The organism is Dyadobacter alkalitolerans DSM 23607 (assembly GCF_000428845.1).
Lineage (GTDB): Bacteria > Bacteroidota > Bacteroidia > Cytophagales > Spirosomataceae > Dyadobacter > Dyadobacter alkalitolerans.
In genome coordinates this window covers 1-26617 of record NZ_AUAS01000017.1, presented here as the reverse complement: position 1 = coordinate 26617, position 26617 = coordinate 1, and the positions used below count along the sequence as shown (strand labels likewise).

Below are 26617 nucleotides of genomic sequence, written 5' to 3'. Positions count from 1 at the left end.
AAAGCCAGTCTGCAAACTGCTACAATTACCAGATGATCTGTCCATTTGCACCGATGAATGGTCCTGTTCCAATTGACAATAGCGAATTTAATTCCTTGCTTTTGTCCCCAGATTGAAACCTGGGGCGTCAATATTGTCCGTGCCTGACGGCACTCATCCTGGTAAGTGCCGTCAGGCACGGACGATGTCCTACCTTCGGGTTTCAACCCGGAGAGATGCAAGCCAGATTCTCCTATTCACTCCTCAAAGACTTCACGGGATTCATTAATGCGGCTTTGATAGCTTGGAAACTTACGGTCATTAATGTGATAAGGATGGCAGTGACGGCTGAGACGGCAAAAACGACCCAGCTTAGCTCAATGTGATATTCATACTTTTTCAGCCAGTCCCTCAGGAAATACAATGCGATGGGTGATGCAATGGCGCAGGAAATGATAACGAGATAGACGAATTCTTTGGAGAGCATTGCCCACATTTGCGCAACGCTGGCGCCTAGCGCCTTTCTGATGCCGATTTCCTTGGTTCTCTGCTCAGCCGTGTAAGCGGCCAGACCGAATAAACCTAAGCAGGATATGAACACCGCTAGCACCGCAAAAACCCTTGCTAACTTCCCGATCCGTTCCTCAGCGCGAAATTTAGCTTCATATTCCTCATCAGCGAACTTGAATTCAAATGGCGAATCCGGATCGTGCTTCCTGAATATGGCTTCCACTTTTTTGAGAGACTTTTCGATGGGAGCGCCAGGCAGTAGCTTAACATTGATCAGGTTAGCCCATTCGTAATCCATTAGAAAGACAGTCGGGACGGCGGGCTCATAGGGAGATTGCATAACCATATCCTTAACAACGCCCACTACTTGTCTCGGTTTTCCATTGAAGCGGATCGTTTTACCAATAATATCCTTTATCCCGGTCAGCTTTACAGCGGATTCATTTAATACAAATGCTGCTGTATCCGTCGAGAATTCCCTCGAAAAATCGCGGCCTTCAATGATTTTCCAGCCAATCGTTTTGCCAAAGTCATGCGTGCAAGCAATAGTCCCGAACAAAGGAACAGAACCTTCTTCCATTCCCTCCCACTCAAAACCGATCTGATTGGAATAAATGCCGGTTGTAGGACTTGAAGATTCGCTCATTTCATATACCACGCCGGATTTCAGCAGATCGTCACGCAATGGATAATATTTCCCAAAAAGATTGGGTGAAATATTGATCTGTAAAAGTCCTTGTCTGTCATAACCGACCGGCCTGTTTTTGGCATGCTGGATTTGCTGGAAAACGATGATCGTCCCAATAATTAATGTAATAGAAACTGTGAACTGCATCACAACCATCACTTTACGTGGCACAGCGGACCATTTACCCACTTTAAATGTGCCTTTTAAAACGGCAAGCGGATTGAACGATGACAAATAAAAGGCCGGATAACTGCCTGATATTAAACCTGTAAATAATGAAAAAATGACCAGCATCAACCAGAACTGTATGTACTGCCATGGAAAGCTGACGTGCTTGCCGGATAAGTCATTGAACGCAGGAAGTGCAACCAAAACGATAAGAATAGCGAGGATTAATGCGAAGGAAACCACCAGAAACGATTCGCTCAGGAATTGGAAGATCAGCTGGCTGCGCAACGATCCGATCGACTTTCTAATGCCCACTTCTTTCGCGCGCTTTTCGGACCGTGCGGTGCTTAGGTTCATAAAATTGATGCAGGCAAGCAGCAGCACAAAGACGCCGATAATGCTGAATAGCCAAACAAACTGGATGCCGCCGCCAACATTTTTGCCATTTTTAAAATCCGAATACAGGTGCCAGCGGCTCATCGGATGCAGAAAATATTGTGGTTTATCCGTTTTCGAAAAAGCATGCGGCAGTTCCACGTCCCGTATTTTTAAGGACACCTTTTCAATATCTGCATGGTCGGCAACCTGCGCATAAAACTGGAAAGAATGGTTTCCCCATTGCGTTTGAGCCTCTTTTACCCAATTCTCGGCAAGCAGATAATCATTCCAGGGCAGCAGCAAGTTGAGCTCATTAAACTCGGAGTTGAAGGGAATGTCTTCATAAACGCCAGTCACTTTTACATCCTTCTTAATGTCCAGTTTAAGCGTTTTGTTCAAAGGATCCTCCTTACCAAAAAGCGCCTTAGCAACCGATTCTGAAACGACAACCGAGCCTGGCTCTTTCAATGCTGTTTTCAAGTCGCCTTTCAGCATTTTCAAAGAAAGCATTTCGGGAAGGGCTGGTTGCGCCCACATGCCTGGTTTGTTGATTTTTTTATCCCCATTGGCCAGCAAATGCCCGAAATTCCACGATGCCATGGAAGTGTGTTTAAAATCTGCGGAGTATTTGTTGGCCATTTCCGCCACCGCCGGAAGCGACACGGCCCTTCCGCTGCCTGTTTGGCCATTAAATGTCTGGCTAATGTACGCTTGCGTGAGCCGGTCGTAGTTTTTGTGATATTTATTAAATGACAGCTCATCCCAAACCCAAAGTCCGATCAGCATGGCGACCGCGATGCCTACGGCCAGCCCGGCAATGTTGATGAATGAATAGATCTTGTTTTTTGAGAGATTCCGGAATGCGATTTTCAAATAGTTCTTGATCATTGCCTGTGCAGTTTTGGGTGAATCGTTACTCGCTTCTTAATGATGTAACTGGGTTCACTAAAGCTGCTTTGATGCTCTGAAAACTTATTGTTACCAATGCAATAATGACCGCCCCGATGCCTGCAACGACATATAACCAGGCACTAATCTCCACTTGATACGTAAAATCTTCCAGCCAACCCTTCATTACATACCAAGCAATAGGAGACGCAATGACCAATGCGATTAAGACCAGTTTGATAAAATCGACCGAAAACAAACTGAAAATATTAAAGGCCGACGCACCTATTGCCTTGCGAATGCCCATTTCCTTCGTGCGTGATTCAGCCATAAAAGCCACGACACCGTATAAGCCCAGACAGCCGATAAAAATGGCGATTCCTGTCAGGATTTTGAACAGGTCAAACAATTTGGACTCCTTTTCGTAAAAACTGTTCAGCGTTTCGTCCAGGAATGTATAGCTGAATAAATAATCCGGGAATGTGGCAGACCAAACTTTTTCAATTCTCTCGATTTGCTTCGCATCCGCATTTTCCGACAGCTTGATGCCTAATGTGCGGTAATTGCCGCGATCGCTGGTAAGCACGCAGGGAATAATTTCACGGTGCAGACTATATGTATTAAAGTTTTTAACCACACCAACAATCGGCAGCTTATGCTCCGATCCACCGATCGTAAGTCGCTTCCCGATCGCGTCAGCCGAATTTTTGAAACCTAATTTTTTTACAAATGCCTCATTCACCACATATTCCCGCATGGTGTCTGCCGGCAAATACATGCGACCGGCAATGAGCTTCAAACCATAAGTTTTCACATAAGCCGTATCAGCAGGCCGCATAACAATCTCGTAATCAAGAAATTCAGCATCATTCTCATATTTAAAGCTCGTTTGCCAATTGCTCCTCGACATGGGGGTAAAGGCACTGAAACTCATGGATCTAATACCCGGTTCATTTGCCAGCTTAGCATACAAACCTTCCAAAACACCCGGATCCTGGCTCGGAATCTGCATACTGATGATTTCGTCTTTCTGGAAACCAAGATCCAGTGTACGGAAGTACTTCATCTGACTGTAAGCAATCAATGTTCCGACGAGCACGATCTGAGAAATTGTAAATTGCAGCACAATAAGTCCCGAACGCAAATTCGCCTGTCCGCTTCCCACCGTCCGCATTTTGCCTTTTAACGCAAGGATAGGCTGGTAACCCGACACCACCATTGCAGGATAGAAACCGGCGAGAATGGTCGTTATGATAGTCAGCACAGCTAGAAATGCCATAACTGAAGCATCTGTCATAAAAATAACGCCTTCTGCTTTGATGTTCAGAATGTTGGCAACACTAGGCAGGACAACTTGCGCCACGATCAGCGCGAGAATAACAGACAGAAAGGTAATGACCGCTGTTTCTGAAAAATATTGCCTTAATAACTGCCCTTTGGTGCTGCCTAACACCTTTCTTACGCCCACCTCTCTGGCACGTCTGAGCGCCTGCGCGGTCGCAAGATTTATAAAGTTTACACAAGCAGTAATTAAAATAAACAACCCTACCAGAACCATTGCCCAGATCATTCCTTTGCTGATCGTTCTGCCGGTATAATTTGAAGTTTTAGTATCAAAATGAATGTCGTTAACAGGTTGCAGGATAAACTCTTCGGTCGCCGCATCCTTTGGCTCTCTGTATTTTTTGACAAATGAAACCAGTTGCTGCTCCATTTTTTCTTCGCTCACATTTTCCGGCAGCATCATATACATTTGCCCACCGCCGTAAGTGCTCTGCCAGTCGTCCCAGTTCGTAAATGAGCCATAATCTTTCAGTGACGCGAACGACAGCATGGTTGTGAAAGGGAAGTTTGTCGTCGCAGGCGGGTTCTGGATAATGCCGGTAACAATAAAATTCTTATGGTTTTCAACCCGGATGGTTTTTCCCATCGGATCCGCATTCCCAAAATACTTTTTCGCCTGGCTCTCGGAAAGCACCACTGTGCCCGGATTGTTCAGCGAAGTGGCAGCAGAACCTTTTAACCACTTGTAATCGAATAGTTTGAAATATTCGGGATCGATAAATGAAACCGCATTATTGTCCTCAGGATACTTTTTCCTGTTTGGCCCCTCGCCAATTGTTACCAGTGCGCCGCGTAAAGCATATGTGCAGGAAACCTGATTTCGGATCTCGGGAAAATCATTCCGTAATGCTGCCAAAGCCGGAAGCGGCATCCCTGTGTTATATCCCTTGTCCACCTCCCCTTTCGTATGTTTCAGGATACGGTAAACGCGGTCAACATTTTTATGATGCCGATCAAAACTAAGCTCATACCGGACCGTAAAAAAAATCAGCAAACAACAAGCCAGCCCTAATGTAAGCCCAATAATGTTGATCAAAGTAAAATTCCAGTTACGCCGTAAATTTCTGAGAGAGGTGATGAGATAGTTCTTGATCATGGCTGTTTTATTGCTTTTTCAATGGAAAATGTTCAAATGCGCTATATCCCGCATCACTCGCTTTTCAGTGACTTCACCGGGTTCATCAATGCGGCTTTGATGCTTTGGAAACCTACTGTTGCTACGGCGACCATTATAGCTGCCAGGCCGACTAAAACGAAGATTAACGGGTTGATTTCGATGCGATAGGCGTAATTATCAAGCCATTTCTGCATGAAGAACCAGGCCAGTGGCGTAGCAATGACGATTGCGATCAAAACCAGCTTGACGAAATCTTTGGACAACACAAAAACCAGACTCGCAATGCTGGCACCCAGCACTTTACGCACACCAATCTCCTTGGTCCGCTGCTCCATCACGATCAATGCGACGGCGAACAGTCCCAGGCAGGAAAGAACTATTGCGATGCCCGATGCCAGGCTGAAAACTTTCGACAAATGTCCTTCCTCGCGATACCAGGAATTGGTGTTTTCGTCCACAAATGTTCCAGTGAATTCTGTTTCGGGTGCGACTTCATTCCAAACACTTTTCAACTTATCCATGGCCATGCGCACACTCTGCGGAGTAATCCTGACCAAAATATAATTCACAGACCCCGAGCCGCCCAAATGCATGGTAATAGGCTTTTTTTCATTCTTGGACGAGTATAGGGTAAAGTCAGGAATCACACCGATGATCTGATATTTGACACCCGCCGTATCGGTCTGGAAATATTTGCCGACCGGATCTTTTTCCTGGATCATTTTGGCCATACTTTCCGTAATAATCACCCTATCCAGCGAGTCGCTTGGAACAGCCGGACTAAATTCCCGCCCTGCCAGCAAATTGATATTTAATACTTTGAGATAATCATAATCAATGGGGAGCCAGTCAGTTGTGACCTCTTTTTCTTTATATGTAAATCCAATGACGCTCCTGGAAGTACTTCTGTCCTTGCCCACACCGAGGTTAACCGCGCTTCCGCTGATAGCAAGCACATTAGGATCTCCTTCGAGCTCATTACGCAACCTCCGCAGGACTTTATTGCCATTGATCTTATTACCAACAGGAATACTGATCACCTGCTCCTTATCAAATCCGAGCGGTTGAGTCCGCAAATGGTTAACCTGCTGAACGGCAATTATTGTGCTGCAAATCAATAAGCTTGATAACGTAAACTGCGCGATAATGAGTGAATTCCGAAGCACACCTGGCTTTTTCAAAGTTACTTTGCCTTTCAGCACTTCCACTGCGTTGAACTTGGACATTTGCCAGGCCGGATAACCGCCTGCGATCAATGTTACCAGAATAAACAGTCCGAAAAGCAGCGCAATTTTGTCAGGTTCCAGCATGTAATCCAGGCTTAGCTTGCTTTGGAAAGTGGCATTGAAGGTTGGTAATAATAAAACAGCGAGTATTACACCGGTTAGGAAGCCAAAAAAGCAGATCACGGCAGCTTCTCCCCAGATCTGGAAAAACAGCTGGTTTTTCAATGCGCCAAGCGATTTGCGGACACCCACTTCCCTCGCCCGGATGAATGACCGGGCGACGTTTAAGTTAATAAAATTGATACAAGCGATTAGAAGAATAAAAAAACCGATTCCCATCAGCGCATATACAAGCGCAATCGGTGCCGCCCCACCGCCTGATATCCTTGAATCGAAACGAAGGTTTTTCAGGCTCTGGATCCTGATTGCAAAAATGTCACCCCTTTCGTCCGGCTTTGCACCCTTTCTTTTTAAACTGGTAATATTATCTGCGAAGTATTTTGCTGCAAATGGTTTCAGCCGCTTTTCAAACGCCGCCTGATCTGCATTAGGGGTCAATTTTAAATACACCCTGTGTGAATGCGCGTCCCACTGCTCCTTCGACTGTTGATATCCCCGGTCGTTTTCTGTTCGCACAAATGCATCATATTTGATCGTCGAGTTTTCAGGAAAATCTTTTAAAACGCCTGTAACCACATATTCTTTACGATTTTCATCCAAACCAACTTGCAACGACTTGCCCATCGGATCTTCTTTTCCAAATATGGCCTTTGCCATGTTTTCGCTGATTACAATGCTGCTCAAATCTTGCAACGCCGTTTCCGTCGTGCCTTTTACAAGTGGGAATGTGAATATTTTCAGGAAATCAGGGTCTGCAAACATTACTTGTTTATCAAAATATTTCCCTTTGTATTCCAGCACATCACTGCCATTCACCACTCGCGTAATGCTTTCTATTTCTGGAAATTCCGCTTTCAATGCGGGCGTCAGCGGAAAAGGCATCGAGCCGGAAGCCTGCGCTTTTTCCGGATCATTGGACATAAAATAGGTTTGATAAATGCGCTCTTTGTCTTTATGAAAATTATCAAATGACAACTGGAAGTAAGCCGTAAGAAACAGGAAAGCGCTGATGCAGAATGCTACGGACAGGCCTACGATATTGATAAACGCGTAGCCCTTGCTTTTCCAAAGGTTACGCAGCGCGATTTTAAGATAGTTTTTGAACATGGGAATGTCAGCTGATCGTTATTTTATTCGCTTTTCAAAGATTTCACCGGATTGGTAAGCGCCGCTTTAATCGCATGCGTGCTCACGGTGATCATGGCAATAACCACGGCCAATGTGCCTGCCGCCACAAACATCCACCACTGAATGCTGATTTTATAAGCGAAATCCTGCAACCATTGATTCATAATATACCAGGTCAAAGGCGTTGCAATCAGCATGGAAATGATCACCAATTTGATAAAATCACTTGAAAGAAGCCCCACAATACTGCCAGTGGAAGCGCCCAAAACCTTCCTTACACCAATTTCCTTGATCCTTTGCTGCGCCGCAAAAGCCGCCAAACCGAACAAGCCCAGGCATGAAATCAGAATAGAAATGATAGTAAACGAATTCACAATTCTTGCCGTGCGTGCATCAGCGGCGTAATTGCTCTGGAAATCCTGGTCGAGAAATGTGTAAGTAAATGGCTCACCCGGCACCAGCGACTTCCACTTAGCCTCCATAAAAGGCAGCACCCGGCTCACATCTTTGGTATTGACGTGGGCAATGATGTAGTTATGATTTGCATTTGCACTGAGAAAAAAGGCATATGGTTCAATGGCTTTGTGCAGATCCTGATAATGGAAATCTTTCACCACACCCACAATTTCCAGCGAACTGATAGCATTATCGCCCGAATTAAAGTCCAGGTGCTGCCCAACTGCCTTTTCCAGGGGGATCGCAAACTTCCGCAATGTTGCTTCATTCACGACAATTTTATAGTTGGTATCGCCTGGAAATGCGGCCGAAAACATCCGGCCTGCCGCCATTTTGAAACCCATAGTCTCCATGAAATCGGGCGCAACCCAGTTTGCCTTCACCAGCCCGTCTTCATTTACACTTTGTCCGGGCAAAAATACCGACATATCACTCGGATTCAGAATTCCCGGATAATAGGCTGTCCCCGACGCGGCGGTGATTTGATTATTTTCCAACATCTCGTTACGGAGGGCAGTATACGCTTTACGCGATTCCTCACTTCTGAACGGAATTACAATTTGTTGTTCTTTGGTAAAACCCAGTGGCTGCTCCTGCATAAAATTAATCTGCCCCTGAATCACCATCGTTGCCACAACCAGACCAATCGAGATCACAAACTGGAACACAACCAGCCCTCTCCGCAATGCCGTAGCAGACACCGAATTGACAAATTTTCCCTTGATAACATCCAGCGGATTGAAAACAGACAGGTAAAAGGCGGGATAACTGCCTGCCAGCAAGCCAGTAATGAATGCCAGAACAACGAATGAGGCAATGATTTCAGGCTTGAACAGTTCCGATAAAGACAATGCTTTATCCGCAAGCTGATTAAAAATGGGAAGGAACAAAACGACGAAAGCGGCCGCAACCAGTAGCGCCAGAAACGTAAGCACCATGGATTCACCCAAAAACTGACCGATCAGACCGCTTTTCCCTGCGCCCATTACCTTTCGCATCCCCACTTCCGCGGCGCGCTTTGCCGAGCGGGCAGTTGCCAGGTTCATAAAATTAATGCAGGCAATCAGCAACGTGAATATGGCTATTGAAGCAAGAACATACAGGTAAGTTGTGCTTGTCGTGCTGGTTACTATTCTGTCAATCTTATTGAAAAGGTGAATGTCTTTGACTGGCAACAAAGCCAGTTTTTTATCGAAACCAGCGATTTTCAGATCCTTACGGGCATATTTCTCGATAAATGAAGGAAGTTTCTGACCAAATTTTTCTGCGCTTGTGCCTGGCTTCAAACGCAGATAATGATAAAACATATTGTTACTTGTAAAATTCAGATCCGACTGCCTCAGATAATCGCCCACCCAGCCAGCATGAATCGAGACAAAATAATTCGCATCAATGTGAGACTTTCCACCCTGATTTTTGAAAATGCCCGTTACCCTGAAATTCTCGTTATTCCCTGTTTTTCCTCCGATCCTGATCGTCTTGTCCAATGCCGGTCCGCCGCCAAAAATCTTTCTAGCAACTGCTTCCGAAAGCACCACCGCGTGCGCGTCGTTCAATGCAGTCTGCGGATTGCCTTCAACAAATTCATACGTAAAGACATCAAAAAACGTCGAATCGACGTGGATTCCATTTGTTTCATAGAATGACTTCTCGCCCTGCCCCTGCCCGTTTACCGTAAAAAGCGACTTGTCTTCCAGGAAGTTCTGCCAGAGCCTGGTTACCTGAACCACTTCCGGAAATTCCATTTTCATGGCCTGTGCGTACGGGGCCGGGCCGCGCGGGTTATCCATTGTCTCACCATTGGACTGGACATTCTCGCTGCGGAGCAGATAAAGGTCGTCGATGTGTTCATGATGTTTGTCAAAAGAGATCTCGCTTTGAATGTATAGCAGCAACAGCATGCAGCAAGTCATCCCAACGGATAGTCCAAACACATTAATGGCGGAAAAGAGCTTACTTTTAAGCACATTCCGCCAGGCAATTTTTAAATAATTTTTGATCATGGCTAATCTTCCTTAATTAATCGTGATACCCGCAAACACGTTGATAACATGAGGTGAAGAGGATATTTTATTTTTCATAGCTAAATAGATATTTTAGTCTATTGAATAATTATACCACACCACGCATATGCATCATATAATACTCATTATCAATCTATTATATCTGATTTAAAACAAAAAAAAGTGTCCGGTTTCGGACACTTTTGTTCGGTAATGGACTGGTTGGCGATTTACTCATTCTTCAAACTCTCAACCGGATTAATCAATGCAGTTCTGATGCTTTGATACCCTACGGTTAACAGGGCTACGGTGATGGCTAATAGGGCGGCGACGGCGAAATACCACCAGGAAATGGCGATGCGGTAAGGAAAATCCTGCAACCAGGTGTCTGCTGCGTAATAGGAAAAGGGCAACGCAACGACTATGGCAACCAGGACAAGTTTGATGAAATCAGAAGATAACAATGCTGCGATGCTGGCGGCGGACGCCCCCAGCACTTTTCTAATGCCGATTTCCTTCACCCGGGTTTCTGCATTGAACGTCGCCAGGCCAAATAGCCCGATGCAGGAAACAAAAATAGACAGCATGGCCGCTAATGTGATCATTTCCTTCCACTTCGCTTCCGATTCGTAGCGTTTCAGGTTTCTTGCATCCTCAAATTGATATTCAAACGGCATAAACGGGACGTATTTGCGGAATATTTTTTCAACCGTTTTTACGGTTTCCACAGTGTTCCCATTGCTCAGTTTGAGAAATAAGGTGCTTAACCCATAATTAGGATCTTGCGTCATCAACAGCGGCTGGATTGTGTCTTTCAGCGAGGCATAGTGATAATTTTTGACTACGCCGATGACCGTCAGTTTTTGATTTTTCCATTCGAAATTAATTTGCTTGCCAACCGGATTCTGCCATCCGGCCTTTTTCACAAATGCTTCATTCACAACCGCAGACTGCACAGGATCAGAAGGAAAGCTTTTCGAGAAATTACGTCCCCTAACGACCGGAATTTCCAACGTTTTAAGAAAATTATCGTCCACGCCGATGTATCCAAAATTCATTTTCCCGGTTTCGATATTGGCCAGTGTTCCGTTATAATTGCCGTTGAATGCTGCAACCTCTTCTATGCCTGCAATGCTCTCAAGTTCTTCTTTCACCACAGCCAGATACTTCTCACCGGATTGGCCCCGACCCAGGCTGAAACTCATCAGATTTTTGTCGTTATAACCTAAATCCTTATTTGTCAAATATTTAAATTGTGAATAAATAACAATCGTCCCGATGACAAGACAAACGGACAATGCAAACTGAAAAACGACCAGACCTTTGGTCAGATAGTTTTTCTGTGTCAGCCTGGTGCGGTTGTATAATGTCTGCGCCGGGCTGAATCCGGAGAGCACTAATGCGGGATAAAAGCCAGCCACTGCCCCTGTTACCAGGAACAATGCAAAATATCCGGAAACCAGCTTGCTATCCAACAAATATGACAACGCCAATTGCTTATTAGCCAGCTCATTGAACGTAGGCAAAACAGCAAGCGTCAGGACAATTGCAAAGACAAATGCCACGAACGAAAGAAAAAATGATTCACCCAGAAACTGATAAATCAATTGCTTCCGCTGACTTCCAACAACCTTCCTAATGCCGATTTCCTTGGCTCTTTTCAGGGAACGGGCAACAGTTAGATTTACAAAATTAATGCATGCGATCAGCAGGATGAAAATGGCTATGCCTGATAAGATATAACTGTAAATAGCGCTGCTGCCGCGTCCGAGGCCATTACGCAAGTCGCTTACTTCGTTGTCGAGATGGATGTCCAGGAACGGTTGCAGACTAAAACTGATCGTTTGATCAAAGTCCTTGATCTTGCTGATTTCCTCGGCTGATTTGCTTTTGAAAACCTGGTCTAACTTCGGAACAACGGCCTGGTAACTGGCTTTATCATGCAGCAAAACGAATGTATTCATATAAAAACCCAGCCAATCTTTGTCCGTCCAGCCTCTCACGACCTGCAACTGAAATGGGATCACAGCACCAAACTGCACCGACGAATTCTGCGGGCACTTTTTGGCCACGCCGGACACAACCAGCTTCTCAAAATTATCGCCGATTTTCAGCTCCATTGTCTTGCCAACCGCATCTGTTGTATTGAAGTATTTCTCAGCTATTTCTTCTGTCAGAACAATGGAATTTATATTGGAGAGTACCATTTTCGGATCGCCTGCAACCAGCGGCATTGAAAACACCGTGAAGAAGTTGTTATCGGCAAACAGCACATCTTCGCTCAGCAGCTCATTGCCTTTCCTCGTCACAAACGTGTTGCTCTGCGCTCTCACAATCTCCTTAATCTCCGGAATCTCCTCTTTGAAGCTCGGCCCGTGAATGGCGTTTGTACTGCCGAGCGTCCGGGTCTCACGGCTGTCCGACATGGTTACCTTAATACGGAAAAGCTGGTCCTTATGTGCCTGAAACTGGTCAAAACTGACTTCATCCTTTGTATATAGCACAATAAGCATGCAGCAGGTAAGCCCGAGCGAAAGCCCGGCAATATTGATAAAGGAGAAAATCTTATTCCTCATCAAACTACGAATGGCAATTTTCAGATAGTTTTTGATCATGGCTTTTGGGTGTGAATGTTGACTTATGATTGTGCTATTTTTTGATTAACTTTGGATAACACTAAATACATAACTATGGAATTGATCAGACAAATAATCGTCCCCACCGGCAACTCCTACACGCTGAACCTGCCCAACGAAATGATTGGAAAACAGGTTGAGGTAATTGCCAAAGAAATTGAAATGCCCGAGCAACTCGACTCCGACATTGAGACCAGAAAACAAAGAATTGAACAAATCCGGGAGATCTTTAAAGATGATCTGGTTGATCTGAGCAATTTTAAATTTGATCGCGACGAAGCCAACAACTACGATGAGTAACATTGCACTGGATACAAACATCCTGGTGTACATATATGACTTCTCGGACGAAAAGAAACGACATATCAGTGAATCTTTGTTAGCCAGCGAGCCGGCCATCAGCTCGCAGGTTATATCCGAATATCTAAACGTTACCAAACGGGTGCATAAGTTGTCAAAGATTGCAGTTTTAGAGAAGTGTATCAGATTGATGACGTTCTGCGAAATCATTTCCATGGATACCGGAATACTAGAGAAAGCCGCAGCCTTGATCCGCCGATACGATTTCCAATTATTCGATGCCATTATTGTAGCATCGGCATTGGAGGCTAATTGCAGCATCCTGTATTCCGAAGATCTACAACATAACCAGGTGATCGAGAATCGCTTGACCATTGTGAATCCGTTTATCTAATCGTTACCGCGCAAGGATTTTACCGGGTTCATTAAAGCTGCTTTTATGGCCTGGAAGCTAACCGTGAAAAGTGCGATCAGGAGGGCTGCTATTCCGGCTGCTACGAAATACCACCATTCCATTTTGATGCGGTAAGCGTATTTTTCGAGCCAGTTTTGGAGGAAGTAACCGGCTATTGGAAAGGCGATTAATGCGGCGATGGCTACCAGTTTTACAAAATCCATAGAAAGCATTCCTACAAGATTGGTAACACTTGCTCCCAACACTTTGCGCACGCCGATTTCCTTGGTCCGTTGCTCCGCAGTAAAAGCCGCCAGCCCAAACAAACCTAAGCACGAAATGAAAATGGCAAGAAAGGCAAAGTAATTGGAGAGCTTGCTAACGACGTTCTCGGCTTTGTAAAGATTGCCAAATTCCTCATCCGCGAAGTGATATTTGAATGGAAATCCTGGATTATACTGTCTGTAAACCTTTTCAACGCTCGCGATGGCCTGCTTGGTTTTTCCGGCTTCGGTCATGATGAGTGCGGCGCCCCAGTTTTCAGTTTTAGGTTGAAGATTTACAATGAGCGGTTCAATGGCAACGTGCAGCGAGCCAATGTGAAAATCTTTCATGAGCCCTATAATCTTGCCCTTTTTACCCCACATGGTTAGCTCTTTCCCCACCGGATCCTTATAGCCGATTTTTCGGGCGGCCGCTTCATTGATCAGATAATTGGATGTATCCGTGCCAAACTGCGGGTTAAAATCTCTGCCGTCCAGCAACTTAACGCCCATCGTTTTTACAAAATCAAATCCAACGGGGTTGACATTGAACAACATCCGTTGCGTGGTATCCTTGCCGGGCCACGTTACGCCCATGGTTGAACTGCCAAAATCCATAGGACTGGCCTGCGATACGGTGACTGCTTTAATGCCGGGTTCATTTTCCAAAACCTGTTTGAATGATGCAAAATTCTTCGGCATCCCTTTTTCTATATCACTGATGTATAACAGATTATCCCTGTTAAACCCTAAATTTTTGTTCTGAATAAATTCAATTTGCCGATAGACAACAATCATGGACAAGATCAGCAAAATCGACAGACCGAACTGGAAAACAACCAGCCCCTGACGAAAATAAGCAGCACTCGGCTTGAATTTCAACGCTCCTTTGAGCACCACGACGGGGTTAAGCGAAGACATGAACAATGCCGGATAACTTCCTGCAAAAACGCCGGTTATAGTTGTCAAAACCAACAGCAAAAGCAGCAAAGTAGGATTGAAGAAGTTCAGCGAAAGCTGCTTTTCGGTGAGCGTGTTGAAAGAAGGCAGCAGAACCCCGACCAGGATCAATGCGAAAGCAAGTGCCAGCAATGTAATGAGAATGGATTCGCCCATAAACTGCCCTACAAGACTGGATTTATAAGCACCGACCACTTTTCGCAAGCCCACCTCCTTAGCCCGTTTCACCGAACGCGCAGTGGCCAGATTCATGAAGTTAATGCAGGCAATAACCAGAATAAAAATCGCTACAATAGTAAACAAACGCACATATTCTATCCTACCGCCATTTTGTTTACCCGAATCCCATTTAGAATAAAGATAAGATTGCCCGTAGTTGATCAGGAACAGATCAATGTTGCTGTCTTTATTTTTGGTTTTGAGATAACCTTTGATCTTGGCGTTCACCTTATCGATATCTGCATTTTTATCCAGCATTACTATGCACCGCGGACCATTATTTCCCCATTCTTTGGCCCAGGACTTGTCTTTGATCCAGCGGTCATAACTCATCAAAAAGTCGAACTTGACGGATGAATAGGATGGGATTTCTTTCAAAACGCCGGTCACGATGACGTCATCTTTGTTGTCAATGCGCATCGTTTTTCCCATCGGGTCCTGGCCTTTGAAGTATTTCTGGGCAAGCTTTTGAGAAATTACAATTCCATCCGGACGTTTCAATGCTGTGTTTGCATCGCCCTGGCTCAGGTCGAAAGAGAATATTCTGAGAAAATCACCTTGCACATAGCGCCCTTTCTCATTATCAAAATTGTTCCCAACTGCAAGCACAGGCGCTTCTTCCCAAAGCCATTGGCTGGCCATTTCAATTTCGGGAATGTCTTTTACAATGTTATCAGCGAGAATTCCAGGCGTCGAAGCGAACGTATTAATCACACCAGAGTAATGCTGATTTTCCATGACGGTGAAAATCCTGGCGTCGTTTTTATGGAACCGATCCATCTTAATTTCATCCTGAACCCACAGCATAATGAGCAAGCTGCAAGCCATTCCTAGCGCCAGACCAAGAATGTTGATGAGGCTGAATGTCTTGTTTTTAAGCAAGTTCCGCCAGGCGATTTTCAGATAGTTTTTGAGCATAGCTAAGGGTTGCCGGCAGTTGGCCGTCAGGTGTATATTTGAAAAATGTTATTTCAAGTCTAATCCCACTTGCAAGCAAAGCTTATCGCTCATACCCGGTTGCCGATAGCCCCCTACTCGCTCCGCAGGCTTCTCACCGGATTCATAAGTGCGGCCTTAATGCTTTGAAAACTGACGGTGAGCAACGCGATGGTGATAGCAATCGCCCCGGCTGCCAGGAACATCCACCAGGCCAGGTCTACGTGATAGGCAAAATCGTTGAGCCATTGGTTCATCCCAAACCAGGCGATAGGAATGCCGATCAGGATGGCGATAATGATGAGCCTTAAAAATTCTTTTGAAAGCAAAGCCACAATGTTGGCAACGCTCGCACCAAGCACCTTTCTCACACCTATTTCCTTGGTGCGCCGCTCAGCCGTGTAAGCTGACAAACCGAACAATCCCAGACAGCCGATAATGATCGAAATCGTTGCGAATGTGATGAAAATCTGCCCTACGCGCTGCTCGCTGCGGTAAACATTGTTAAAATCTTCGTCCATAAACCGGTAACTGAACGGTTGCCCCGGAGCCATTTTTTTCCAGAGCTGCTCCACCTGATCAACGGTTTGGGCCACATCGCTGCCATTCAATTTGAAAACGACTGTTCCGTTGCTGCGCGAAAGCACCAGGCTCAATGCGCCGATATTTTTCTTTAATGATTCAAAGTGAAAGTTTTTTACAACGCCAATGATCGTATAATCAATGCGTTGTTTTAGCTCCTGATCTGCATATCCGAATATCTTCTTTCCAACGGGCTCAGCATACCCGAGCACTTTTGCAGCGGCCTCGTTGATGATAATGCCGGATGAATCCGATGGGAATTCTTCCTGAAACGGTCGACCGTTTGTCATTTGCAATCCCATAGTATTTATAAAATCATAATCAACAGCCCAGTTCTGCATACTAATGCCCTTGTCTTGCTGCATCTGGCCAGCCGGAAAAAATGTATTATCGGTACGTGACGATGGCGTGGGCAGGAAGCTTGTTACCGTGGCATTTTCCACATTCGGAAGGCGCATTACCTGCTCCTTGAATGCCTTAGCCTTATTATCGAGAGCATAAGCGTCGTTCACGATCAACATCTGATCCTTATTAAAGCCCAGCTTTTTAGTTTGTATAAAATCAAGCTGACGATAAATAACACCGGTGCCGACAATAAGCATGACCGAAATCACAAATTGAAAAACAACGAGCGCATTGCGCAGATAGCCTCCCTTTCCTTGCAGCTCTACGCTGTTTTTCAAAACTTTCAGTGGGTTGAAGGCCGAAAGGAAAAATGCAGGATAGCTCCCTGCAAGAACACCCACAGCACCGCCCGTAATCAATAAAGTTATCCAAAATCCAACTTCCCCAATCGGAAATTCGACTTGCTTGCCTGCCAGATTATTGAAAAGCGGAAGAGCGAAATAAGCTAGCGCAACAGCCAACGCCAGTGAAAAAAAGCTAAGCATGACCGATTCCGTGAGAAACTGGTTGACCAGCGAAGATCTCTCCGAACCCAGCGCTTTGCGGACGCCGACTTCTTTTGCCCGGTTCGAAGAGCGGGCCGTTGCCAGGTTCATAAAGTTGACACAGGCAATGGTCAGGAGGAACAAAGCAACAACCGCGAATATATATACGTATTGAATATTGCCATTCACATTGATCTCAGCCGTCCGGTCTGAATGCAAATGGATTTCAGTCAGCGGAATAAGCGAGTAACGCAAGTAGCTGCCCGACTTGCGAATCTCATCCAGCGAGGCACCCATGAAGCTTACCAGCCATTTAGCTGTGTATTTTTGCAAAACAGTTTCGAAGTTCTTTTCGAACTGCCTGGGATCGACACCTTCTTTAAGCAATAAATAAGTGTTAAAATTATGGCTTCCCCAGCCATTCAACCGACTTTCCGGATTAGAGCTCATGGATAGCAGCATATTCATGTCCCGCAAATGTGATTGTGCAGGAATGTCCTGCATCACGCCTGTTACCGTGTACGTCTGGTCATTATCAATTGTTAAGCCCTTACCCATCGGATTTTCCTTCCCGAAATATTTGAGCGCATCATTTTCGGAAATCACCACAGTATAAGGATCTTTTAAGGCCTTTTCCCGATCTCCCATGAGTAATGGAAGAGAAAATACCTTGAAAAATGTTGAATCTGCGAAGCATACCTGATCTTCTTTCAGGTTCTCGGTGCCCTCCGACCGGCGTACAAGCTGACTTCCATTCTCACGAAGCCGCACAACCTGCTCAATTTGTGGATAATCTTTTTTTAATGTAAATGCAAGCGGATCGGGCGCAACGGCAAGCGCCATATCTGCCCCACCGAAACGAATGTCTGCGTTGACCCTGTGAATGCGGTCTGCGTGTTCAAAAGATCTATCAAAACTGAGCTCATCCAATACATAAAGCGTAATCAGCAAACAGCTTGCAAGGCCGAGTGCCAATCCGAAAATGTTCAGGAATGAGTAAAATTTATGCTTACGCAGGTTCCGCCACGCGATCTTGATATAATTTTGCAGCATGTCCGTTGTGTTAAATGCCCCGTCCGGGAAGCTCTATTTCAATCTCGAAGTGGTCAATGATCTCCTGGCGTTCTTCCTCTGATTTCTCGGCCGCATTCACCGTTTTTTCGTAAATAAATTCTTCATTCTGCTTGCTGAATTTGTATTGCAAAAACAGCTCTCCTGATTCCTTATTGAACCTCACTTGTTTGGAATAACCATTGTCGCCAATGATCGTAGCGTGCTGCTGATCTTCATCTTCGGAGATCCAGATTTGTGCTTTGGCATCTGCGGAAGAATAAAGAACCGGCGCGTGAGGTGCAACCGGAGCGGAAGGCGCAACAGGCGCAGGCGGAGCGGGAAGCACGTGGCTATGGCTCATTCTCTTTTGTGCGATCGCCAGCGTACTTACGCCGGCGAGGAGGATTGTAAGGATTCTTTTCATGGCGCCTGATCTAAACGTGCACTTTTTCGGTCACGATCTTGCCGTCGAACAAGTTGACGATACGGTGTGCGAAACCCGCATCATATGGTGAGTGCGTTACCATTAGAATGGTGGTCCCTGCTGCATTCAGTTGGCTCAGCAGGTTCATTACTTCTTCCCCGTTTTTGGAGTCGAGGTTACCCGTAGGCTCATCCGCAAGGATTGTTTTTGGTGTGGCTACAACGGCGCGGGCAATGGCAGTCCGCTGCTGCTGTCCCCCGGAAAGCTGCTGTGGAAAGTGATTGCGGCGGTGCATCATGTTCATGCGGGTTAATGCTGCTTCTACTTTCTCCTTGCGTTCGGCCGGCGGTGTTTTCAGATAAAGCAATGGAAGTTCAACGTTCTCATAAACAGTCAGTTCGTCGATGAGGTTAAAACTCTGGAATACAAATCCAATGTTACCTTTACGGATTTGTGCGCGCTGCCTCTCCGACATCTTGGCTACTTCCGTGCCGTAGAATTCGTAGGAGCCTTCACTCGGATTGTCAAGCAGACCGAGAATGTTCAGCAAGGTAGATTTACCACAACCGGATGGTCCCATGATAGCGACAAACTCGCCGTCTTTTACATCCATGTCAATGCCGTTCAGGGCAGTGGTTTCTACTTCCTCGGTAGAAAAGATCTTATGAAGGTTGCTAATTTTGATCATTGGGTTTTCTTTGGCTATCGGCTTTCAGCTGAGGGCTATGGGCCAGTTTATGATTGATTGAATTAATTACTAATAGAGTCTGATTATTAAAATTCCAGCACTTCATTATCCCCGAAGTTCTCGTATGAGCTCGTGATCACTTTCTCACCTGGCTGCAGACCTTCCAGAACCTCGAAATACTCAGGGTTTTTACGGCCCAATGTGATTTTACGTTTTGAGGCACGCTTGCCGTCCTCACCCACCACATATACCCAGTTTCCACCAGTTTCGGAGAAGAATCCACCCACCGGAAGCAATGTTGCTTGTGAAGGTTGTCCCAATTGCAGACGAATCGGAGCCGATTGGCCTCTCTTGATCAATTCAGGAGCGCCTTTATCAAATTGCATATCCACTTCAAATCTTCCGCTCAGAACCTCCGGATAGATTTTGATGATCTTTAATCCGTAATCTTTTCCGTTGAATTCCATGGAACCCATCAAGCCAGCAAATATCCTCGAAATGTAATGTTCGTCTACACTTACACGCATCTTGAAACCGTTCAGGTCATCAATTTGTCCAATGTTCTGGCCCTGGTTAATGTTCGATCCTACTTCCACATTCATAGAAGAAAGCAAGCCGGAAACTGGTGCCTTAACCGACAGGTTTTCAAGCGTTTGTCTCCAAAGATTTACGTTCTTCTGCGTGCTGGCCAATGTTCCTTCCAGCTGCGCAATCTGCATTTTGGAGTTTTCTTCCTGATATTTCTGTGATTCAACTTCAATCTCGCGCTGCTTGGTCAGGCGGTCAAATTCTCTTTTTGTTTTCAAATAATCCGCATCCGGAATCACTTTATCCTTGTAAAGCTTGGCATTCCGCTCATGTGCATCCTTCGCCTGATCGATCTGGAAATCAAGCTCGCTTAATGTCTTTTGCAGGTTAAATCGGGCAATACGCAAGCTCTGGCGTGTATTTTGAAGATCATTTACCAGTCGGCTCGCCTCCGTTTCCGATTGTAGAAAGCTCAGTTTCAGGTTTTGGTTTTCCAATCTTAAAAGTACATCGCCTTGTTTTACCATGTTACCGCCTTCAATGAGTTTCTCGGTAACATATCCGCCTACAATGGCATCCAATTGAATGGTTTTCAATGGCTGCACAACGCCGGTTACCACAATGAATTCGTCGAATTTACCTTGTTTAACAGTTGAAACTGTCAGTTTATCTTGCTCAACATTCAGCTTGCTGCGTTTATCAGCAAAGAAAAATTGATATACTAAAAAGGCAACCAGCAGCGTGCTGCCTGCGATTATACCAATGCGTTGTGTGTTCCAGAATTTCTTTGGTTTGATTTTGTCCATTGTCGAGCCCCCGGTGAAACCGTTGTTACTGGTGCTGGATGAGTTAGGTGTTTTGACTTCCATTATATTGTTGGTGATTGGATTCGCTGTTAAACTTTGATCTATGTTATCCAATCCCTATGCCAAAGGCGGCGATGCCGTACAAAATACTAAATATCAATGCATTAAGCTTATTTAAAACCAATTTGAATGTCCGATAACGGACAATTTTGTTCGGGTGCGGACAAGCCATTTTTATGCTTATTAGGGTAAAATACTGACTTTTTAACGGGTTATAAAATTAAATTTCAAAATGCTTCTGCTATCTTTCCAAACAATTGCCAATAAAGGGATTTAGCCCTTAGCAACCCCAAAACCAGCCATGCAACTCTCTGAAGCAAAAATCCTGATCATCGATGACGATGTCGACGTATTAAGTGCGGCCAAACTCCTGTTGAAGCGCCATGCCAAAGCGGTGGACATTGAAAAAAATCCGCAGAAACTGCCATTCCTCGTCACCAACGGCGATTATAACCTGATCCTGCTGGACATGAACTTCACCCGCGACGTGAACAGCGGCCGCGAGGGCTTTCATTGGCTGGATCGCATTCTGGACATCAAGCCAGCTTCTAAAGTGATCATGATCACGGCATACGGAGACATTGAAATGGCCATTCGCGCGATTAAGGCAGGTGCCACGGATTTTGTGCTGAAACCCTGGGAAAATGATAAGCTGCTGGCCACCATAAGCGGTGCCATTGAAGGCGGCAATGATAAAATTCAGGTCGTTGCGGAGGAAAAAAGCAAAGACGACGGCAAAAAAAGCAAGTCAACCGGCGAAGCCATAGTAGCATCAAGTGATTCGATGAAACAAGTGCTGGCCACCGCAGAACGCGTGGCCGCCACAGATGCTAATGTCCTGATCCTGGGCGAGAACGGAACCGGTAAAACACAGCTGGCCAAGCATATACATCAGCATTCAAAACGTGCCGACAAGCCGTTCGTGGTTGTGGATTTGGGTGCATTGAGTGAGAGTTTGTTCGAAAGCGAGCTTTTTGGTCATGTTAAGGGTGCGTTTACGGATGCAAAAGAAGACCGCGCTGGAAGATTTGAAGAGGCCAAAGGCGGGACCATCTTTTTGGATGAAATAGGAAACCTTACGCTGGCATTACAAGCGAAACTGCTGACGGTGATCCAGGAAAGACGCGTTACGCGTGTGGGATCCAACAAACCCATTGCTCTGGACGTGAGGTTGTTATGCGCTACGAATATGAACATTGAAAAAATGGTGACTGAAAAAACATTCCGCCAGGATTTGCTTTACAGGATCAACACCATTGAACTGGACCTGCCGCCATTACGCGAGCGTCCGGAAGATATCAGCGCCCTAGCCGAATATTATCTTAAACAATACGGCAAGAAATACAACCGCCCGGTTAACGACATTAGCAGTGCATTGATCAAGAAAATGCAGCAGTACAACTGGCCGGGAAACATCCGCGAATTGCAGCACGCGATTGAACGCGCTGTGATCCTTTCGCAGGAAAAAACTTTACAGCCCGACGACCTTTTCCTGAAAAGCTCCGGCGGCACGCCAACCACCGCCACCGGCTTCGACCTGGAAGATATGGAGAAGACTTTGATCGTGAAAGCCATGAAACGTTTTAACGGAAATATTACAGATGCAGCACGAGAGCTCGGTCTCAGCCGTGCGGCACTTTACCGGAGAATGGAGAAGTACGGCCTTTAATTGGCATGTTTTTTGGGTCATATCGAATAAAGTTTCTCAGGTTACTCTCAATTTATTCATATAATGACCAAATATTTCTGGCTATTCTCCCTGCTGTTTTGCTATCAGTTATCTTTTGCGCAAAACAGCAAAATCAACGCCGTTCCGCTTAAAAATGTAAAAACAAAACAAGGGTTCTGGCACACACGCGTGGAAGCCGCGCGCGAAGTTACTGTTCCGCATGCTTTGCAACAATGTGAAGAATCGGGCCGGATCGACAATTTTGCAGTGGCTGGCGGGCTCAAAAAGGGAAAATTCGAAGGCGTACGCTTTAATGATTCCGATGTTTTTAAGGTTGTGGAAGGCGCGGCTTATGTGCTGCAAAACCAATACGATCCAAAACTGGACCATTATCTGGATAGCCTGATCACGCTTTTTGCAGCCGCGCAGGAGCCGGATGGCTATTTATACACAATCCGGACCATTAACAAAGACACCACCGGTTCTTACGACTGGATTGCCGGCCCTTACCGTTACGGATTTGAAAACGGCAGCCACGAACTCTACAATGTGGGGCACCTTTATGAAGCGGCCATTGCCCATTACGAAGCTACGGGCAAGAAAACATTGCTTGATGTTGCGACCAAAAATGCAGATCATCTTGTCAAGACTTTTGGCACCAAACCGGGCCAGCTGTTAGTCGTTCCTGGACACCAGGAGATTGAAATTGCATTGATCAAACTTTACAGGACTACTGGCAAAAAGGAATATCTGGATCTTTCAAAATTCTTCATTGATATGCGTGGTCGCTCGGATAAGCGCGCTTTGTATCTGGACGAGCACAAACTTGGCCCGGCATATTTTCAGGACCAGGTTCCGTTTGTGAGACAAAAAGAAGCGGTCGGTCATGCGGTTCGTGCGCAATACTTATACACGGCAGTTGCGGACATGCTGACGATCGAGGACAAGCCTGAACACAGCCATGCTATTCATACAATATGGAACGATGCGACGGAGAAAAAGCAGTATGTCACCGGCGGCGTGGGCGCGCGCGAGGATGGCGAGGCTTTTGACAAACCTTACGTCCTCCCGAATGACAACGCATATGCAGAAACCTGCGCGGCGATCGCCAACATGCTTTGGAACCATAAAATGTATCTGTATACGGGTGAATCCAAATACATGGATGTTTTCGAGCGTGTGCTTTATAATGGTTTTTTGGGTGGTATGTCGGTGAAGGGAGATAAGTTTTTTTATGTAAACCCCATGGCTTCCAATGGTGTAAATGATTTTAACAAGGGCTCTGGAGCTGAAAGGCAGGCCTGGTTTGGAACGGCATGCTGCCCTACCAATGTATCCCGGTTCTTGCCATCAATGCCTGCTTACATTTATGCAACAAAAGGCAACGAGCTGATCATCAATCTTTTTGCAGATAACGAAGCAACATTAACAGTAAATAATAATGCTGTTAAACTGGCACAGCAAACCAATTATCCTTGGGACGGGAATGTCAAAATACTGGTTGATCCGGAAAAAGCAGGAAATTTCACATTGTCGGTGCGGATTCCGGGCTGGGCAACGGGTAACGCGATTCCGGGTGACTTGTATGCGTATACCAACAAAGATTCCAAGCCGGTAACATTGCGGGTTAATGGCAAAAACATGCCTGCAACGATTGAAAAAGGTTATATAAAGCTGGCCCGTAATTGGAAAAAAGGGGATCAGGTAGAGCTGGCATTGGATATGCCGGTCAGAAAGATCATTTCCAATGAAAATATTACGGCTAATAAAGATAAAATAGCCATCGAGCGCGGGCCTGTTTTGTATTGCGCAGAAGGCCATGACAACAACGGAAAGGCACTGGATATACCCATTTCCGAAAGCCAGAACTTCGCTGCGAGTTATCAGCAAAGCTTGCTGGGCGGCATTAATCTTCTGAAAGCCGAAGCCGGTAATGTGACGCTCATTCCTTACTACGCCTGGGCTAACCGAGGTCCGAATGAAATGGTGATCTGGTTCAACAAAGCCCGGTAACTACCCATATTTGATAAGCCTTTTACAGTATAGGAAGCCTTTCGAAGTCCAGTTTACTTCGAAAGGTTTTTTTGTACCGTTTCCAGATCCTTTAATGTTCCGTTGACGATAATGTTAACGTCGCTGTTTTTAAAGATATCGTTTTCTGAGACCAGTTTGCTTTTGAAATACAAAACAAAAGGTAACTGTTTCCCTTTTGAAACCAGTTGACCGGCTGCTTTCAGGACTTTGCCCATATCAATGGCAAGCGGGATTTCGTAGATTTCGCTGCTCTTCCCTTTCACCTTGGTAACTCCCGTTACGCTCCCTTCGGCCAGGCGGTTTTGCTTACCCAGGTCAACGACGTAAGCAGGATTTTCAAACTGAACGGGAAACGGATTCTGATTGGAGAATTTTAATTTTAACACAATCTCCGATTTACCCAGACTGAATTTTTTCATCTCATAATCCACAATCTCAACCTTGGGAAGCCTGTAAAGCGGCAGCCTTTTGTCCATATCCAGCACAATGCTGTCTTTACCTAAAATCGGCTTCTTTAAATGAAAATGGCCTTCGAAATGATAATCGGCGCTATCTTCTCCCGCAGCATTTTCCGAATCTCCTTCCTTTTTTAGCTTCGCAATTTTCAACTTCGCAGGAATAGTAACCAATGTGCTGTCGCGCGGGTTAATCGTTAACGGTTTAGCATATTCGTCTTCTACAATGGTCACTCCGTTCATCTGCACAAAATAACTGAAGCGCTCTACGTCCACACCTACGGGCAGGGGATTGTCCACCAAAAGCTTCAGTGATAAATCAATAGTAGTGTCTGTAATGTTGCTGATTTGCCCGATTCCCATTTCTACGCGCGGTTTTAGTCCTGAAACGGGATTGGCGTTTTCATTTTTATATTTTTTGAAAAGGAACCAGCCTATGGCACCGGCTGCAATGAAGACAAAAATAATGAGTACGATTTTGAGCGATCGGTTGGACTGCATAATAAATGAGGGTTCAATTAGATATTGGGATTGCTCAAAAATCATTCCAAAAAATATCCCACACGCACGCAATGCCATAAAAACTTCCCCAAAACTGGATTTTACGCAGCTATATGTGTACTTAAATCTTCATAGAAACCAGGCAACCAGCATTGGGCCACGGGCAAAGCGCTGGTACGGTTTTTAACAATGTGGGGGCAAGGACGATAACATGATCCTTCACAGACAACAATAAACTATTAAAAACTACGAATCATGAAAGCTACTAAAAGTAAAAACGTTAACCAGATTACAGGAACAGACAGCGAAAAGCTAAAAGAACTATTTGTAGATGGTCTTAAAGACATTTACTGGGCAGAAAAACACCTTGCAAAAGCATTGACAAAAATGTCTAAAAATGCTACTTCGGAAGAACTTAAAGCTGCTTTTGAACAACATACAACTGAAACAGAAGAACACGCGGCCAGACTGGAAGAAGTTTTTGGTCTGATAGGCGAGAAAGCACAAGCTAAGAAATGTGCGGCCATGGAAGGACTTATTGAAGAAGCAGAAGAAATTATCAGCAGCACCGATAAAGGAACAATGGTTCGCGATTGCGGATTGATTATGGCTGCTCAGAAAGTTGAGCATTATGAAATCGCATCTTACGGAACATTGAGAAACATTGCCAGAACATTAGGCCACAGCGACGTAGCAGATTTACTGCAACAAACGCTTGACCAGGAAGGCGAAACAGACCATAAATTGACAGAGCTAGCTGAAACGTATGTAAACGAAGAAGCCAGCGCTGAATAAGCTATTACACTTCATCCTCAGATTAAAGAGAAAGGGTTGGCCATATGGTCAACCCTTTTCAGTTATTAGTAAATCGAAAAAGGGACTATCTCATTAACTGTGTAAACTTTTCAATCGGGGTTGGGCAAAGCTTATAGCCTGACCCTATTTTCAAAAATAGTCAAAAATTGATTCAGGATCATGCCCCAGTTTCGGATCGGCATGGTCCATTTTTTTGAAGCCTCCCTTAGGGCCAAATATACCGATTTCATTACTGCTTCATCAGTCGGAAAGGACAGTTTGTTCTTGGTGTACTTTCTTATTTTCCCATTTAGGTTCTCTATGAGATTTGTGGTGTAAATGATATGGCGGATTTCCAATGGAAAGTCAAAGAAGACAGTCAGCTCATCCCAGTTTTCGCGCCAGCTTTTGATGGCATA

At 45.2% G+C, this 26617-nt stretch carries 17 protein-coding genes; 5 read left to right on the top strand and 12 right to left on the bottom strand.

Going from position 1 to position 26617, the window contains the following annotated elements:
* Nucleotides 1-232: 232 nt before the first annotated feature.
* The 5 genes from G395_RS0123415 to G395_RS0123395 all read right to left on the bottom strand — a co-directional run bounded on the left by G395_RS0123415 (nt 233) and on the right by G395_RS0123395 (nt 12620).
* Nucleotides 233-2611: an ABC transporter permease gene (locus tag G395_RS0123415; RefSeq protein ID WP_026632287.1), complete on the bottom strand. Its 2379-nt coding sequence runs from the start codon at nt 2609-2611 to the stop codon at nt 233-235.
* A 25-nt stretch (nt 2612-2636) separates the two neighbouring features.
* Nucleotides 2637-5051, bottom strand: a complete 2415-nt coding sequence (locus G395_RS0123410; protein WP_026632286.1) for an ABC transporter permease — start codon at nt 5049-5051, stop codon at nt 2637-2639.
* 53 nt (nt 5052-5104) lie between these two features.
* Nucleotides 5105-7525, bottom strand: a complete 2421-nt coding sequence (locus tag G395_RS0123405) for an ABC transporter permease (RefSeq protein ID WP_026632285.1) — start codon at nt 7523-7525, stop codon at nt 5105-5107.
* Nucleotides 7526-7548: 23 nt separating this feature from the next.
* Entirely contained in the window at nt 7549-10005 is a 2457-nt protein-coding gene (locus tag G395_RS0123400) for an ABC transporter permease (protein ID WP_026632284.1), read from the bottom strand.
* A 230-nt stretch (nt 10006-10235) separates the two neighbouring features.
* Nucleotides 10236-12620: an ABC transporter permease gene (locus G395_RS0123395; protein ID WP_026632283.1), complete on the bottom strand. Its 2385-nt coding sequence runs from the start codon at nt 12618-12620 to the stop codon at nt 10236-10238.
* Nucleotides 12621-12695: 75 nt separating this feature from the next.
* On the opposite strand from G395_RS0123395, the gene G395_RS0123390 reads away from it, so the two are divergent.
* Together G395_RS0123390 and G395_RS0123385 are read left to right on the top strand one after the other, a co-directional pair.
* Entirely contained in the window at nt 12696-12941 is a 246-nt protein-coding gene (locus G395_RS0123390) for a hypothetical protein (protein ID WP_026632282.1), read from the top strand.
* Nucleotides 12934-13335 (top strand): PIN domain-containing protein, encoded by a 402-nt coding sequence (locus G395_RS0123385; RefSeq protein ID WP_035361945.1) that lies wholly within the window; start codon nt 12934-12936, stop codon nt 13333-13335. Before G395_RS0123390 ends, G395_RS0123385 begins: the two co-directional genes overlap by 8 nt.
* Here the strand turns inward: G395_RS0123385 and G395_RS0123380 are convergent.
* The 5 genes from G395_RS0123380 to G395_RS0123360 all read right to left on the bottom strand — a co-directional run bounded on the left by G395_RS0123380 (nt 13332) and on the right by G395_RS0123360 (nt 20684).
* Entirely contained in the window at nt 13332-15695 is a 2364-nt protein-coding gene (locus tag G395_RS0123380) for an ABC transporter permease (RefSeq protein ID WP_026632280.1), read from the bottom strand. The genes G395_RS0123385 and G395_RS0123380 overlap by 4 nt on opposite strands.
* Before the next feature lie 113 nt (nt 15696-15808).
* Nucleotides 15809-18238 (bottom strand): ABC transporter permease, encoded by a 2430-nt coding sequence (locus G395_RS0123375; protein WP_026632279.1) that lies wholly within the window; start codon nt 18236-18238, stop codon nt 15809-15811.
* A 10-nt stretch (nt 18239-18248) separates the two neighbouring features.
* Nucleotides 18249-18662, bottom strand: a complete 414-nt coding sequence (locus tag G395_RS30145) for a hypothetical protein (RefSeq protein WP_051350336.1) — start codon at nt 18660-18662, stop codon at nt 18249-18251.
* A 10-nt stretch (nt 18663-18672) separates the two neighbouring features.
* Nucleotides 18673-19350 (bottom strand): ABC transporter ATP-binding protein, encoded by a 678-nt coding sequence (locus G395_RS0123365; protein WP_026632278.1) that lies wholly within the window; start codon nt 19348-19350, stop codon nt 18673-18675.
* An 86-nt stretch (nt 19351-19436) separates the two neighbouring features.
* Nucleotides 19437-20684 carry an efflux RND transporter periplasmic adaptor subunit gene (locus tag G395_RS0123360; RefSeq protein ID WP_026632277.1) on the bottom strand — a complete coding sequence of 416 codons (1248 nt, stop codon included), beginning with the start codon at nt 20682-20684 and terminating at the stop codon, nt 19437-19439.
* 361 nt (nt 20685-21045) lie between these two features.
* Here G395_RS0123360 and G395_RS0123350 point away from each other — a divergent pair, with 361 nt between their 5' ends.
* Together G395_RS0123350 and G395_RS0123345 are read left to right on the top strand one after the other, a co-directional pair.
* A complete protein-coding gene (locus G395_RS0123350) occupies nt 21046-22413 on the top strand; it encodes a sigma-54-dependent transcriptional regulator (protein ID WP_026632276.1) in 1368 nt (455 codons plus the stop codon).
* Between the two features lie 63 nt (nt 22414-22476).
* Nucleotides 22477-24426, top strand: a complete 1950-nt coding sequence (locus G395_RS0123345) for a glycoside hydrolase family 127 protein (protein WP_026632275.1) — start codon at nt 22477-22479, stop codon at nt 24424-24426.
* Between the two features lie 53 nt (nt 24427-24479).
* Here G395_RS0123345 and G395_RS0123340 read toward each other — a convergent pair whose 3' ends face one another.
* Nucleotides 24480-25403: an LEA type 2 family protein gene (locus G395_RS0123340; protein ID WP_026632274.1), complete on the bottom strand. Its 924-nt coding sequence runs from the start codon at nt 25401-25403 to the stop codon at nt 24480-24482.
* A 255-nt stretch (nt 25404-25658) separates the two neighbouring features.
* Here G395_RS0123340 and G395_RS0123335 point away from each other — a divergent pair, with 255 nt between their 5' ends.
* Nucleotides 25659-26198, top strand: coding sequence for a YciE/YciF ferroxidase family protein (locus G395_RS0123335; RefSeq protein WP_026632273.1), 540 nt, complete (start codon nt 25659-25661; stop codon nt 26196-26198).
* A 131-nt stretch (nt 26199-26329) separates the two neighbouring features.
* On the opposite strand, the gene G395_RS30140 is transcribed toward G395_RS0123335, so the two are convergent.
* A partial coding sequence (locus tag G395_RS30140) for a transposase (protein ID WP_035361944.1) occupies nt 26330-26617 on the bottom strand: 288 nt, incomplete at its 5' end.